At 62.7% G+C, this 13568-nt stretch carries 17 protein-coding genes; 2 read left to right on the top strand and 15 right to left on the bottom strand.

Annotated features, from left to right (window positions below):
* Positions 1-2: 2 nt before the first annotated feature.
* From E2N92_RS02710 to ehaB, 13 genes are read right to left on the bottom strand one after another with little or no spacing between them, the layout of a single operon-like run.
* Entirely contained in the window at positions 3-1088 is a 1086-nt protein-coding gene (locus E2N92_RS02710) for a hydrogenase large subunit (protein WP_220682167.1), read from the bottom strand.
* A complete protein-coding gene (locus tag E2N92_RS02705; RefSeq protein ID WP_220682166.1) occupies positions 1085-1540 on the bottom strand; it encodes an NADH-quinone oxidoreductase subunit B family protein in 456 nt (151 codons plus the stop codon). The genes E2N92_RS02710 and E2N92_RS02705 overlap by 4 nt, the downstream gene beginning before the upstream one ends.
* Entirely contained in the window at positions 1537-1923 is a 387-nt protein-coding gene (locus tag E2N92_RS02700; protein ID WP_220682165.1) for a DUF1959 domain-containing protein, read from the bottom strand. The genes E2N92_RS02705 and E2N92_RS02700 overlap by 4 nt, the downstream gene beginning before the upstream one ends.
* Position 1924: 1 nt before the next feature.
* Complete coding sequence (locus tag E2N92_RS02695; protein WP_220682164.1) at positions 1925-2164, bottom strand: hypothetical protein; 240 nt, start codon at positions 2162-2164, stop codon at positions 1925-1927.
* Positions 2161-3003, bottom strand: a complete 843-nt coding sequence (locus E2N92_RS02690) for a respiratory chain complex I subunit 1 family protein (RefSeq protein WP_220682163.1) — start codon at positions 3001-3003, stop codon at positions 2161-2163. The genes E2N92_RS02695 and E2N92_RS02690 overlap by 4 nt, the downstream gene beginning before the upstream one ends.
* Before the next feature lies 1 nt (position 3004).
* On the bottom strand, positions 3005-3208 hold the full coding sequence (locus E2N92_RS02685) for a hypothetical protein (RefSeq protein ID WP_220682162.1): 204 nt from the start codon (positions 3206-3208) through the stop codon (positions 3005-3007).
* A 4-nt stretch (positions 3209-3212) separates the two neighbouring features.
* Positions 3213-3878, bottom strand: a complete 666-nt coding sequence (locus E2N92_RS02680; RefSeq protein ID WP_220682161.1) for a hypothetical protein — start codon at positions 3876-3878, stop codon at positions 3213-3215.
* Positions 3871-4467, bottom strand: a complete 597-nt coding sequence (locus E2N92_RS02675) for an EhaG family protein (RefSeq protein WP_220682160.1) — start codon at positions 4465-4467, stop codon at positions 3871-3873. The genes E2N92_RS02680 and E2N92_RS02675 overlap by 8 nt, the downstream gene beginning before the upstream one ends.
* On the bottom strand, positions 4467-4931 hold the full coding sequence (locus E2N92_RS02670) for an EhaF family protein (RefSeq protein WP_220682159.1): 465 nt from the start codon (positions 4929-4931) through the stop codon (positions 4467-4469). The genes E2N92_RS02675 and E2N92_RS02670 overlap by 1 nt, the downstream gene beginning before the upstream one ends.
* Entirely contained in the window at positions 4928-5164 is a 237-nt protein-coding gene (locus E2N92_RS02665; RefSeq protein ID WP_220682158.1) for an EhaE family protein, read from the bottom strand. Before E2N92_RS02665 ends, E2N92_RS02670 begins: the two co-directional genes overlap by 4 nt.
* Positions 5154-5393: an EhaD family protein gene (locus E2N92_RS02660; RefSeq protein ID WP_220682157.1), complete on the bottom strand. Its 240-nt coding sequence runs from the start codon at positions 5391-5393 to the stop codon at positions 5154-5156. Before E2N92_RS02660 ends, E2N92_RS02665 begins: the two co-directional genes overlap by 11 nt.
* Positions 5386-5637, bottom strand: coding sequence for an EhaC family protein (locus E2N92_RS02655; protein ID WP_220682156.1), 252 nt, complete (start codon positions 5635-5637; stop codon positions 5386-5388). Before E2N92_RS02655 ends, E2N92_RS02660 begins: the two co-directional genes overlap by 8 nt.
* Positions 5625-6110 (bottom strand): [NiFe]-hydrogenase-3-type subunit EhaB, encoded by a 486-nt coding sequence (gene ehaB / locus E2N92_RS02650; RefSeq protein WP_220682155.1) that lies wholly within the window; start codon positions 6108-6110, stop codon positions 5625-5627. The genes E2N92_RS02655 and ehaB overlap by 13 nt, the downstream gene beginning before the upstream one ends.
* Positions 6111-6326: 216 nt before the next feature.
* Here ehaB and E2N92_RS02645 point away from each other — a divergent pair, with 216 nt between their 5' ends.
* Complete coding sequence (locus E2N92_RS02645) at positions 6327-7352, top strand: AI-2E family transporter (protein WP_220682154.1); 1026 nt, start codon at positions 6327-6329, stop codon at positions 7350-7352.
* A gap of 1467 nt (positions 7353-8819) precedes the next feature.
* On the opposite strand, the gene E2N92_RS02640 is transcribed toward E2N92_RS02645, so the two are convergent.
* Positions 8820-9689 (bottom strand): class I SAM-dependent methyltransferase, encoded by an 870-nt coding sequence (locus tag E2N92_RS02640; RefSeq protein WP_246589287.1) that lies wholly within the window; start codon positions 9687-9689, stop codon positions 8820-8822.
* Positions 9690-9788: 99 nt separating this feature from the next.
* Between E2N92_RS02640 and E2N92_RS02635 the strand changes: the two genes are divergently transcribed.
* Positions 9789-12101 carry an efflux RND transporter permease subunit gene (locus E2N92_RS02635; RefSeq protein ID WP_220682153.1) on the top strand — a complete coding sequence of 771 codons (2313 nt, stop codon included), beginning with the start codon at positions 9789-9791 and terminating at the stop codon, positions 12099-12101.
* A 1011-nt stretch (positions 12102-13112) separates the two neighbouring features.
* On the opposite strand, the gene E2N92_RS02630 is transcribed toward E2N92_RS02635, so the two are convergent.
* Complete coding sequence (locus tag E2N92_RS02630) at positions 13113-13529, bottom strand: phosphate-starvation-inducible PsiE family protein (protein WP_220682152.1); 417 nt, start codon at positions 13527-13529, stop codon at positions 13113-13115.
* Positions 13530-13568: the final 39 nt, after the last annotated feature.

The following is a 13568-nucleotide window of genomic DNA, read 5'->3' as shown; positions in this document are numbered from 1 at the left end:
CTCTACCTCTCATTGCAGGCGATGCACGGGTCCGAACTGATGAACGTCGAGGTCACGTCGGCGAGCGAGGTGACCTCTGTGAGCATATAGTGGGCGCATGCATCGATGTTCATAATGGACGGCGTCTGGATGGCGATCTCCTCCACCCGGCCGTACCGGTCGGTCCTGATGAAGTACGTGAGTTCGCCTCGGGGGGCCTCGCCCGAGTAGCGCGCCTCGCCGCCCTTGCACTCTCCGCCGCCGCGGACCGGGCCCTCGGGCATCATCGCCAGGGCCCTTCTGATCAGCCCGATGCTCTGCATGAACTCCTCGAACCTGACCATGATCCTGGCATAGTTGTCCCCCTCGGTCCTGACCACCGGTTCGAAACCGAGTTTCCGGTAGGTCGGGTGGTTGCTCCGGCAGTCCACAGGGATCCCGCTTGCCCGCCCTGTCGGGCCGACGGCATGGGCTTCGAGGGCCTCTTCTTCGGTGAGCACCCCGATCCCGCGGCTCCGCAGGGCGATCAGCGGACCGCCCTCGAACATCTTTATGTAGCGTCTGAGATTCTTCTCGAGACGGTCGAGGTGTTCTCTCATGGTCGCGGCGTCCTCCTCGCGCAGGTCGTAGCGCACCCCGCCCGGGATCATGTACGCGGCGTTCACGCGGTTGCCGGTGAGGAGTTCGATCATGTCCATCACCGTCTCCCGCTCGTTGAGGAGGTACATCGCCAGGGTCTCGTGCTCGATGGTGTAGCAGTACGAGAAGTTGGCGATGAGGTGGCTCTGCATCCGGTCGAGTTCGTTGGCGATGACCCGAAGGAACGCCGCCCGCTCGGGCGGGACGATCCCTGAGATCTCCTCCATCGTCTCGGTGAAGACCATGTTGTGGACGATCGAACAGATCCCGCAGACCCGCTCGGCCAGGAACATCACTTCCTGCCAGGGGCGGCCCTGCATGATCCGCTCGATCCCCTTCTTCATATAGCCCATCTCGACCTCGGCGGCGAGCACCTTCTCGCCCTTGGTCTCGCACTTGATCCTGACCGGTTCCTTCCAGCAGGGGTGGACCGGGCCGATCGGCATCGCAACATCGACGGTCTTTTTCATCCTTTCTTCTCCTCGTAGTCCTCGAAAACCTGCGGCGCAAGCGTAAGGATCGCTCTGATGATCTCGGTCGGCCGGGGGGGGCATCCCGGGACCGACGCCGCGATCGGGATATGTTTCTCTGCCGGCGGGTTGACGTACCCGCCTTCACGGTTGAAGACGCAGCCCGAGACCGGGCAGTTGCCGATGGCGATCGCCACCTTGGGCTCGGGGATCTTCTCCCAGATGGACCTGAGTTTGTCCTCCCACTGCGGGGTGCAGCACCCGATCACCAGGAGGACGTCGGCCTCCCTGGGGTTGTTGTGGACATAGATCCCGTACTGCTCCAGGTCGTAGCGGGGGGAGAGGCATGCGAGCACCTCGATATCGCAGCCATTGCACGAGCCCGTGTCCACGTACGAGACGTGGATCGAACGGGACCGCACGGCGTTTTTCATTTTCTGGAGGACGCTCATCCTACAATCACTTCCTTGAGCAGGTCTTTGCCGGCCTTTGCCGCCACGTCCGTGTCGCCGCCTTCGCTGCCCGCCGCCAGGGCCGCGTCGAGGGCGCGGGCCATCTCCTCGTCGGTAAAGAGCGGGATGTTCTGGGTGAACCGACGTGCCCCGAGCGCGGCCTCGAGGGGGTCGGCCTCGGGCGCGGCCTCGGCGACCTCCCAGCGGGCCGGCATATTCTCCATATCTGACATGTCCAGCCTCTCGATGAGGAACTTGCGCATCGGCTGGACACGAACGTTGAACCATTTCGCGATCGCCCGCACGGCACGGTCCTGCCGGGGGCCGGTGAGGACATGGTACTTCATCGGGCGCAGGTCTTTCTCATAGATGATATCCACCATCTCAGAACACACCTCCGATCCTGACAAGGGCATAACCTGCGATCGCAAGGACCGTACACCAGAGCAGGGCCTGTTCGGCCCGGTGCAGTGGTTCTTCTCTTCCGAAGAGGAGTGCCCCCAGGAGGACGAGAAGGGCGGCGATTGCACCGGCCTGATAGAGGACCGATCCCGTGAGGATCCCTTCGGTCAGGGCGATGACCAGGTAGACCGCCGCACCGCCCGCGATGAGTTCGCGTATCATAAAACCACCACCAGAAGCGCCGTCCAGGCGAGCACCACCACGATGAGTCCGGTCTGCACCGTGACCGAGTCGAAGGGAGCGAGCATCGGGGTGAGGGCGCAGACAAACGAGAGGGTGAGCATGAGCACGAGCATTGCCAGGAGCGCCAGCAGCAGCGGGAGCGGTCCCACGAAGAGGAGCACGAAGAGGTACAGCAGGACAAAGGTCTTGATCCCGTCCGCGGCCTCCAGTCCGGCCCGCCAGACGCCGAAGTGCTCGGTCTTGTAGCCGCTGACGATCTCTTTGCTCTCCACGATGGAGAAGGGGCTGTAGTGCATCTTCGAGAGGAGGACGACGTAGAGTGCCAGGGCCGCCGGGGCCGCGGTGACAAGCAGCGGGCCGTGTTCGGCCTGGAAGGCGGCGATGTCCCCGATCATCAGCGATCCGGTGAAGAAGTAGAGCACGCCTACCGAGATGAGGAGCGGGATCTCGGAGGCCGCCGAGATGACCGAGCGCACCCCGCCGAACTTGGCGTACGGCGAACCCGGCGAGAGCCCGACCCCGTGCTCGACCATCTTGTAGCAGATGTAGAGTCCGAAGATGATCAGCAGACTCCCGCCCGAGACGACGACCCAGAGGGCGGCCGTCCAGATCCCGATGGCCACCAGGACGATCCCGATAAAGATCGCCGGGCTTGCGGTCTTTGGCACCCAGGTACGCTTGAAGGAGAACTTCAGGGTGTGAAGGAGTTCCTGCCAGATCGGCGGGCCGGGCCGTCCCTGGATCCTGGCGATCACCTTCCGGTGGATGCCCATATACAGCAGGCCGATGAAGACTGCGAGTATCAGATAGCCGATCATTCTAGTACCCCATGAATGGAATGTCTCCTTCGCCCTTCCCGGCCATCCACCAGAGCATGGTGGTGACGGCAGAGACCGGGAAGGCGAGGATGGTGAGGGCCGCCGCGGTCCAGTCGGGCACGACGCCCACAAATCCGGCAAGACCGGCCCCGATCCAGAGGAGGGTCGAGACCGCTGCAACCAGTCCGTATGTCTCTTTCTTCATTGCATCACACCGCCAGGAGGATCTCGATCACCCGCAGGAACATCAGCAGGGACGAGACATGGATCAGGATCACGTAGGGCGCACCCGGCGCCCTGAAGAGTTCGGTCTTTGCGGCGTAGAAGGGAGCGATCCCTTCGCCCATCACACCGAGGAGCAGCAGCAGTTTGGCGATGAGCGGCACGCCCGTTCCTGCGGAGAGTTCCCAAATCGAGAGGGTGCCGGTCGTCGCCAGGGTGATCGCCGCACCGGCAAAGAGCGGGACCGTGGCGGTCATGGCGACGATCCCGTACTGGAAGGCGGCGTTGAGGACGTGCTGGTTCTTCACGGCGGCGACGATCCCGATGATCGTGATCCCGATGAGGGAGACGAAGAGGGTGAAGTTGAAGATGTCGCCGCTCACCATCGCGCCCAGGGTCGCGATCCCGCAGGCGACGGCCATGAACCGCCTGAACTTCAGTTCGTCAGGGGTCACTTCCTTCGCATAGACGGCGTCGGTGCCGAAGACGATGTCGAGCTGCTTCTCGGGCCTGGAGATGATGGCGAAGACCGTGAAGATCAGGGCCACCGCAAAGAGGGTTGCCGTCAGGGGCGTGATGTAGTTGACGATGTCGCCGAAGGGGACGGCCGCGAGGAGATCGCCGCCGATGGCGCCGCCGGTGAACTCAGGCATCCTGACCACCCCGCATCGTCCCGAGGAGGGACATCTTGGTCATCACCTTGACGAGGACCGCAGTGCCTGCGACCATCACGGCGAAGAACCAGTACTGCGGCAGGAGCATGAAGACCAGGAAGGCCCCGATCCATGCCGCCCAGGCATACCCGCTGACGGTTTCCAGGAGTTCGAACTGTTCCCGGTGCCCCTTGCAGAGGAACCAGAAGAGGACACCGAGGCCGGCGACGGCCCCGCCCGAGAACCCGGCGAGGACGACGCCGTAGACGACGAGGACGGCGCCGAGGATCCCGGGCGCGGTGTCCATCACTTCGAAGTGCACCCGCTCTGTGGGTTCGTCATAGAGACGCTCCTTCTTCAGGTAGATCTCGGAGAGGGCCATCAGTTCCGAGATCCCGACGACCAGGCCGGGCAGGATGAGGGCCTCGGCAAGGTCGGTGCCGACGAGGGCGATGACCGCGAGGGCCAGGATCTCGGCGAGGTCGGTGAGGAGGAGGCGGTGGAGGTCGTCTCTCTCTCGTGCCAGGGCCAGGAAGGCGACGGCGATGCCGGTGAAGGCGACGGCAAGTCCGATGGTGTATTCGTTCATCAATCGCGTCCCCTCCTGAAGACATAACTGGCGATTGCAAAGGCCACGAAGAGGATGGTCGTCTCGACGACGGTATCCAGGCCCCTGGTGTTGTACAGGATCTCGTCGATGATCCCGCCCGGGTGGGAGACGATCGTCGTCCCGGTGTAGAGCGTGATCGCCGCCATCGCCCGTGTGAGGGGCGTGAGGTAGGCGGTGACGTAGCCGAGGTACGGTGAGTTCTCCGGGTACTGCGCCACGACGGTGGTGTTCTCGAAGGGCACGCCGCCCCGGTCATAGGGGTCGAGGGGGCTGGTGCGGTCGATGCTCTTGGGGTAGAGCTGGTCGTCGTGATAGGCGAGTTCGGGGAGCGTGAAGATCCCGACGATCGCGACCAGGACGACGATGGCCGCAAAGACGCTGACCAGTTGTTCGTAGTCTGAGAGCACCTCGGAGATCCGGTGCACGAGTTCGTAGATCCTCATGGTTCACCTCTCCGCTCGATCACCCGCACCAGCACGAAGGTGGAGATGGCCGTCACCGCGATGAAGGTGAGGAGGGCCAGGGTCTCGTTGTAGGCGAGCATGACGAGCAGCAGTCCCCAGGCCGGGATCTCCAGGCTGATCATCCGGGAGAGGTAGGTGTGCGGCCGCGGTCTCGCGGCGGCAAGGGTGCCGATGACGAGCACGGCGAGGCCGAGATAGAACTCAGGCGTCATAGAAGTCCCTCCTCCCTGCGATGAGCAGGACGAAGATGGTCGCAAGCGGTGCGATGAGACTCACGGCGATGGCGACGTCGAGGTATCCTCGTGCGACGATGAAGGGTATGACGCCCCCGATCATCACCCCGAGGGCGATGAGTTTGGAGAAGGGGTCGCGCACCAGGGCGGTTGCGACCGCACCGGCAAGCACGATCGCCGCCAGCACGACGGTCAGAAACTCAATCATCGCGGGTCACCCCCGCACGGGCCGAGGCGATCGCGTTGGCCTCCAGCGTCGAACCGACAAAGTAGGCGGCGGCCGCCGCAATGGAGAGCGGGTGCTGGAGGACCAGCACGATGAGTCCGGCGATCGCGAAGTTGAGCACGTTGAGGTACGGGAGCTTCCGGTACGGGTCGGGCTCAATGAGCGTCCGGGCGGCCGCGAAGAGGGCGACCGCACCGCAGACGTACAGGGCGATCAACTCCGCCACCCCCAGATGCGTCCCAGCAGCCTGCTCGCATACCGGTGCGAGAGGCCCTGGACGGTGAGGATCGCGATGACCATTCCGGCAATAAAGTTCTCGGCAGAAAAGCCGGCCCCGACAAGGCCGGTAAAGATGAGGCTGGCAAGCACCGCGCCGGTCGTCCCGGCGTACCCGGGGTCGTGGCAGATCCGGTTTCCGATATAGACCAGAACCGCCGCCGCAAGCCCGCCCGGCAGCCCGGCGACATAAACCCCGCACGCGGCAAGCAGGGTGCCGGCCGAGGCGTCGGGCGAGGAGACGATGTTGCCCATCATGTACCCGCCGTGCAGGGCGCCGCCGTCGGCCTCGATCTTCTTCCCGATCGCAGTCGCCCCGCTCACTCCTCCCTTCTCAGGCAGCCTGAAAAGGACGTCGACGGTGACGAAGAGGATCCAGCAGAGAACGGCGGCGATCAGTACCTGTTCATAGTCAGCGAGCATTTCAGGTCTCCGGGTACGGTTTATTAAACGTAGTTAACAGGGACTAGAGGATAAATCTTTTGTAATCCTGTTAATCCGTCTCTTCTCTTTTAATTCCCGTATGATCGAGGTATTTGCTCACCATCCTATAAGAAAATTGATATTATGGCAGATTTTCTTTCAGGCCCGATCGGGGAGGATTTATACCGGCTGAGGCGCACTCACATGTACATCTCTATGAAGCCACACTCCTCCCCCCTCGACCGACCGACTCTGGTCCTGGTCTTTGTCGTCTTCCTCGCGGCGGCCGTCGCCTTCTGGGACCTCCTCTGGGTGGTTGTCCTCGCCCTGTCCCTGGCGGTGGTCGTGCTGCCTCTCCAGCGCTGTCTGGTCGAGAGATCGGTCCCTGAAGGGCTGTCGGCCCTGATGGTGACGACGCTCGTCTTTCTCCTGCTGACCGGCGCGGTCGGGTTTACGGTGGCGGTCCTTGCGCAGAACGCCGATTTTCTCGCCGAGATCGTGCAGGGGATCACGGGCTGGATCGGCATGGCCGGTGGCGGGCCTGCGCCCGGTGTCGGCCCCGAGAGCGAACTGGCGGTCTGGTTCGACGAGCGGTTCGCCTCGTTCGCCGACGCCGCCGCAGCCTTCGCCGCCCAGGTCCCGACGCTGGTTCTGGACTTCATCGTCTTCTTCCTGGCGCTGTACATGTTCGTGTACCGCGGCGCCGCCGTCGCCGTCGAACTGACGGCCGCCCTGCCCGCTCGTCTGCGGTCGGCGGTGGAGCGGATGACCGCCGCGTCGGTCGACACCCTCTATGCGATCTATATCGTGCATGTGGCCACCTCGGTGGTCACCTTCCTTCTGGCCATCCCCTTCTTCTGGGTGCTCGGCTATGACCATATCATCTTCTTCTCGTTGATGGCCGGGATCTTCCAGCTCATCCCGATCATCGGTCCCTCGGTGATCATGCTCATCGTCGGGGCCTTCGCCCTCTCCCAGGGCGACCTCAGGGGTGCGGCCCTCGCCGCCCTTGTCGGCTACCCGGTCGTCTGCGCCCTCCCGGACATCTATTTCCGCCCGCTGATGATGGGCCGGCGGGCGCGGATCCACCCGGTGATCATGTGGATCGGGTTCTTCGGCGGCCTGGTGGTGATGGGATTGGTCGGGTTCGTCCTGGGGCCGCTCTTTGTGGTGCTCGCGATCACGGCGTACCATATTCTGGTGGAGGAACTGGAGGGCTCGAAGGAAGCGGTGGACGCCTGAAGGAGGGGGGTCGGGCAGGGCGGGAGGTACGACCCGCCCTCGAATACGGCCGTATTGGCCCCCGTTTCAGGGGCATGCCCCCCGATCCGGGGCCGTTTCGGGCTTCGTTCCCGATCTGGCCATGGGGACGTTTTTTCATCCAACGCAGCGAGGAAACCGGGTCACACACGGCCCTCCGAGCCCTCGAATTACTGTGAGTAATGTTAATCCCTCGTGGCCGCCCGGTACGCCTGCGAGAGGGGTGGAATAGGAGAGAGGATTGCGGCTGGATTTTTGGGGGTCTGGCCCGATCGGCGGGTACGACCTGCCCTCAAATACGGTCATATTGGCCTCTGTTTCATGGGCAGAGGGTCAGATCCGGGGCTGGTATGGGCCCCATTTCTGATCTCTCCATGGGGTCGTTTATTCATCCAACGCAGCGAGGAAACCGGGTCACACAAGGCTCGCTGAGCCCTTGAATTACTGCAGGTAATGTGGATCTTCGTGGCCGCCCGGTACGCCTGCGAGAGGGGCGGGAAAGGAGGGAGGATTGCGGGCGGATTTGGGGGTGGCCCCCTGATCACCTGCTGTCCGCCCCCTCAATCGTTCCCGCTCTCATGCCTTTCCACACGCTCGCGGACCCCCAGGATGGCGATTGGGGTGGGAAGACAGAGGGGGGGAGAATCATTCGGAGTTTGTTCCCTATTCCGGTCTATCAAGTTCCACGCGGGGCGGAGGGTGACATCGATCTTGTAGATGCTGAGCGCTTCAGCATTGATCTCACGGCCGTCGAGCGGTAATACTCACTTCTTTTTTTGGCCTCGTGGAACCGTTCATGAAGCGAAAGCGTGTCTCAAGCATACCACGAGCATATCCCAAAAGTATCCAGAGTTCGATCAATCATCTGGATCAAGACTCTTTTCGGTTGTTCATCTGCCTTCCCTGCTTCAATTGCCATCCAGAGGTTTCCAGAGGCAACGCCTCCCGTGTGAGTTACAGAGGAAGGCAGACCGATCAGAGGTGCCGCCCACAGAGGGCAGAAAGAATGTTTCCTTGCTCTCTCCTGCCGGGGGGAGACCCCCCGGACCCCCCACGACGAAGATAGGGGTGGGGCGGCAAAAATCTCTTGAACAACACCGTGCTTCTGAAACTTCTTCTCCTCACCTATCAAGGCCAGAGAAGTTTTGGGATGACCTCCACATGAAAATCTCATGTCGCTGTCCCCTGGGACGAGGAAGGATCGGTCCTTGATTCATCTCCTTGCGACGGGAGAGCGAACAGAAATCGAGCATCGTGCCGCCCCTCGGCTATCTTCGTCGTGGGGGTCCGGGGGTCTCCCCCGGCGCGAGAGAGCAGGTTCGTATCTTCTGGGGAGGGCGGCACATCTGATCATCATACCTTCCCGCCACTCACATCGGGGGCGCCGCTCTCGTCGAGAGACCGCGTGCGGCCCGCATGCCATGTGTCTGGAGCCATCCACTCTTCAGGTCACCCTTCTTCCTTCTCCCACCGGATCATCGCCATCCTCCTCTTCCGCCTGAGCACGTACCCGCCCCCCTCCAGCGGGACGAGCACCCGTGCGAAGTGCGCCCGCACCGTCGCTTCGTTCCCCTCCGGCGCATCGTGGAGACGGGACCACTCGGCCGCCGCCTCATCGACTGAGGAGTACACGGAGGCACGTTCGGTCCCGTAGATGGTGACATTGGCATAGATCCCCATCTCGTGGAGGACATGCACCACCCAGAGATAGTCGGGGTAGTTCCCGTGTCCCTTCTCAAAGATCGCCCGGTACAGCGCCATCTCGTCCGGCTCCCGCCACTCCCCCGCGTGCCAGAAGAGGTAGACGGCCCGGCCTGCGGCGGCGTCCATCCTGGCGAGGGCCGCACGGAGGTCGGCAAACCCCAGGACATTCGCACCCACCACCACGTCGTGACTCTCGACCTCCGCCACCTCCCACCGTCCCTTGAGCGTCGTGTAGTTGGAAAGCCCGGCCTTTGCCATGTGCCGCCTGAGTCGTTCGAGCATCTGCTCCGAAGGGTCGAGGGCGGTGACATAACGCGCCCGCCGTGCGAGCGGGACCGCGAGCCGCCCGGTTCCGGCACCGATGTCCAGGACCGTCTCATTCGGCCTGACACCGATCATGCATATCTCGACCGGCACGCCGTCGGTGCCGGCCGCCCGGTCGAAAGCCCCGGCTTTTTTGTCCCAGCGGGCGCCCGGGTCGCGCTCCTCGCCCCGTTGCGCCTCGACCGCCGCCCGCCAGAGTTCGTTGTAGTCAGGGAGGTCGTCCATGTTCCCCCATGCGGGTGCGGGCATATCAGTCTGGCGGTCGGCCGCCTCCTCCCTCTTGCAGGGCACGGTTCTTCGAAAAATGAATACGCCCGTGAGAAGAAAGATTTGTAGTGAATATCATGACCGGGCGATGTGAACACAGAGTTTCGTCCCCAGGGAGGGACCATGTTCTTTGAACGAGTGGCCTCGGTCCTCGTCGGCTACCCCCGCCAGGTAGCCCTGGCCCTTCTCTTCCTCTTCCTGCTCGGCCTCGTCGGGATGACCGGCGTCTCGATGGAGACCGGTTCTGACACCTATCTCGACAAGTCGACGCGGGAAGGGGTACTCTATGACAGTTATACCGAACGCTTCCTCTCAGACAGCGCCGTCCTCCTGGTCAAGTGCGACGATCCCCTCGACCCCGAGTTCCTCGGGTTCCTGGACCGTCTGGAGACCGAGGTGCGCGAGGTCCGCCATGTCGAATCGGTCGAGGCCCTCCCCGACGTGCTCAAGGCCCTCAACCACGGCCGTCTCCCTGCGTCGCGGGCCGAGGCCCTCCCCGACGTGCTCAAGGCCCTCAACCACGGCCGTCTCCCTGCGTCGCGGGCCGAGGCCGAGATGCTTCTCGGTCACCTCCCGCCCGACCTCAGGGCACAACTCCTCCCCTCGAACATCCTCACGCTCGTTCTCGTCGATGTCGAGCAAGGGGTCTCGACCGACGTCTCGCGCGGCGTGCTCCACAGCGTCCAGGCAGTGATCGAGAGCGAGTCGCCGCCGCCCGGCGTCTCGATCGAGGTGACCGGGAACACCGCCTTCGACGAGCAGATGGAAGACGAACTCACCGCTTCGCTGGCGGTGCTCATCGCCGCGGCGATGGGGTTGATGGCCATCACCCTCGCCGTCCTCTTCTCCTCGATGAGCCACCGCCTCCTCCCGGCCCTCCTGGTGGCCGTCGGGATGATCCTCACCTTCGGGGTGATGGGCTTTACCGGGATCAACCTCAACATCGGGGTGGTGGCGGCCTTCCCGGTGCTCCTGGGCCTCGGGATCGACTATGCGATCCAGTTCCAGGCCCGTCTGGACGAGGAGTGTCGTCGCTCGCCTCTGCCTGAGGCCGTGCGCACCACCCTCGTCCGCACCGGCCCGGCCGTCCTGGTGGCGATGGCCGCCACCGGCATGGGGTTCATCGCGATGTTCATCTCGCCGGTCCCGATGGTCAAGTCCTTCGGGATCGTCAGTCTCATCGGGATCGCCTGTTGCTACGGAGTGACTCTCCTCGGCCTCCCGGCCTACGCCCTTCTCAGGGACTACCGGCCGAAGCCCGCAGCGGCAGGGCGAGGGGTGGAGATGAAGGAGCGGTATGATTCTCTCCTCTCGAGGACGGCCGGGCGGATCGCAAAACATCCGGTCCCGGTCCTCCTCGTCGCCGCCCTCGTCGCCTACGGCGGCGTGGTCGTCGACTCCTCGATCCCGATCGACACCAACCAGAACACCTTTGTCCCACCAGAGATGCCGACCAAACTCTCCCTCAACGAGGTGACCGGTCTGGTCGGGTCGGTGCGGCCCCTCCCGCTCCTGCTCCAGGGCGAGGGGGTGGACGACTACGAGACCGTCGTCTGGATGGACCGGTTCGGGGACTATGAACTCTCCCGCCACGCCGAACTGACCGGGGTGACGAGTGCGGCGACGTTGATCAAGAAATACAACGGCGGCGTCCTCCCCACCGATCAGGCCGGCATCGACGCCGCCCTTGCCCGGGTGCCCGACGACGAACTGAAGGGCTACCTCTCCGGGCACACCGCCGGGGTCATCGACTTTGCGACCATCGATATGCAGATGGGTGCCCAGGACCGGGTCAAGAAGGAAGTGATGGCCGACGTCGGGTGGATGCGTCCGCCGCCAGGGATCGAGGTGGACCCGACCGGGGACTATGACATGTTCACCTCGCTCATCGCGAACATCGCCACAAGCAAGGAGCAGATGACGTACCTCGGGTTCGCGCTCATCTTCGCCTACCTGGTCCTGGTGTACCGGAAGAGATACGCGATCTCCCCGATCATCCCGCTCGTCTGTATCGTGGGATGGAACGCCGTCGGGATGCTCCTGATGGGAATCAACTACACCCCCATGACCGCCTGTCTGGGGTCGATGACCATCGGGGTGGCGTCCGAATACACCATCCTGATGATGGAGCGCTACGGCGAGGAGATCCGTGAGCACGGCGATCCGCAACGGGCGATCCGTGAGGGCGTCCAGAAGGTCGGGACCGCGGTGACGGTCTCGGCCCTCGTGACCGCGTGCGGTTTCTCGGCCCTGGTCCTCTCGAACTTCCAGATCATCGCGAACTTCGGGATCACGACGGTCATCGCCGTCGGGTTCTCGCTGGTCGGGGCGATCATCATCATGCCCGCGGCCCTCGCGATCGTCGGCGGCGGGAAGAAGGAACTGGAGGCCGGGACCGATCAGGGCGACCCGGCCTCCTCGCCGGGCGGAGTATGATCCTTCTCCCTGGCTTCACATTTTTTTCTCTGCATCGAGGAGATCCTTTCTGTATTACCGTCCCTCTGGGCCTCATGCCTCTCTCCTCCTGACAGGACCATCATCTTCTTATATCGATAGATCAGGAAGGACACGACGGGGATGTGTCGTGCAGCAGGCATTTGGAAGACATGCCGCACAGATGGCAGAAGGAGAAATCCTTGCCGCCGCTCATCTTGTCCCGGCACCGGAAGGTGCGAAGGTCGGGTTCGCCCGGATTTCCAGAGATTTGCCGGAACGAAGGCCCTGTAGAATCGGGCATGAACCCTGGATTCAAGCATACGGGATGAAAAATCCTGCTAATGGTCTCTGGCAGGAACCACATGGGACCACCACTTCATTGCCGTCCGCCGCACATCTTCGCGCGGGGGGACCGGGGGGCGGCCAGCCCCACGCAGAGATATTCAGCAAGAGGTTTTACCATGAGGTCATCCCAAAACTTCTCTGGCCTTGATAGGAGAGTAGAAGAACTTTCTGAATCACGGTGTCTTTCAAGAGATTGGTGCCGCCCCTCCCCTATCTTCGTCGTGGGGGGTCCGGGGGGGTCTCCCCCCGGCAGGAGAGAGCAAGGAAACATTCTTTATGCTCTCTGTGGGCGGCACCTCTGATCGGTCTGCCTTCCTTCGTCACTCTCGCCGGGAGCGTTGCCTCTGGATAGCAATTGAAGCAGGGAAGGCAGATGAACGGCCGAAAATAGTCTTGATCCAGATGATTGATCAAACTCTGGATACTTTTGGGATATGCTCCATGAAAATGATCAAGAAGATCGCCTCTCCGGGTTTCCATACTGGTTTGAGTCCACCAAACACCTTCTGAACCGATACAAAGATTTCGGATACATCTTCCGAATGATCAGACCTCTGCTTTCCCGCCCCCAGCGCGAGGATGCGGGACAGATATCCCTGCGAGACGTTCCGTTCCCTCTGATGCGCAGGGCGAGGTATTTCTCCCCCATCCGGCGGCTATGCCCGACTATGCCTCTATCTTGATGTCTTTCGCCTTCTTGATCAGGAAGTAGCCACAGGCCAGGGCGATGATGACGAACCCTATCCCGACGAGGGAGAGTTCATTGACCTGCTCCGTCTCGAGGATGATGACCTTTCGAGCGACGGCGATGATCGCGACGAGCATGATCACCTCGACATGCACCCTGCGGTCCTCGACATATGCCCGGATCGTCTCCATGAGTTCGAGGCCGATGAGGACGAGGAGGAAGAGCCCGAAGACTCCGATGATCTCATGGTTCTCGAGCCGCATGGCCGATTGATAGATCAGGCCCTCGACGACCAGGACCACCAGTTCGATCACGGAAAAACCGACGATGACGGCGAGGAGGCCGATGAGGACATAGTAAATCCCCTTCTGATAGGTGTCCAGCGCTTTGAGCATGGTCCACTTGTCCTGCCCTTCATTTGGGTGGAGGAAAGA

This window comes from Methanofollis formosanus (genome assembly GCF_019633745.1).
In the GTDB taxonomy this organism is placed as follows: domain Archaea; phylum Halobacteriota; class Methanomicrobia; order Methanomicrobiales; family Methanofollaceae; genus Methanofollis; species Methanofollis formosanus.
Note: the sequence above shows the minus strand (reverse complement) of the source record. Positions and strands in the feature narration are given on the sequence as shown.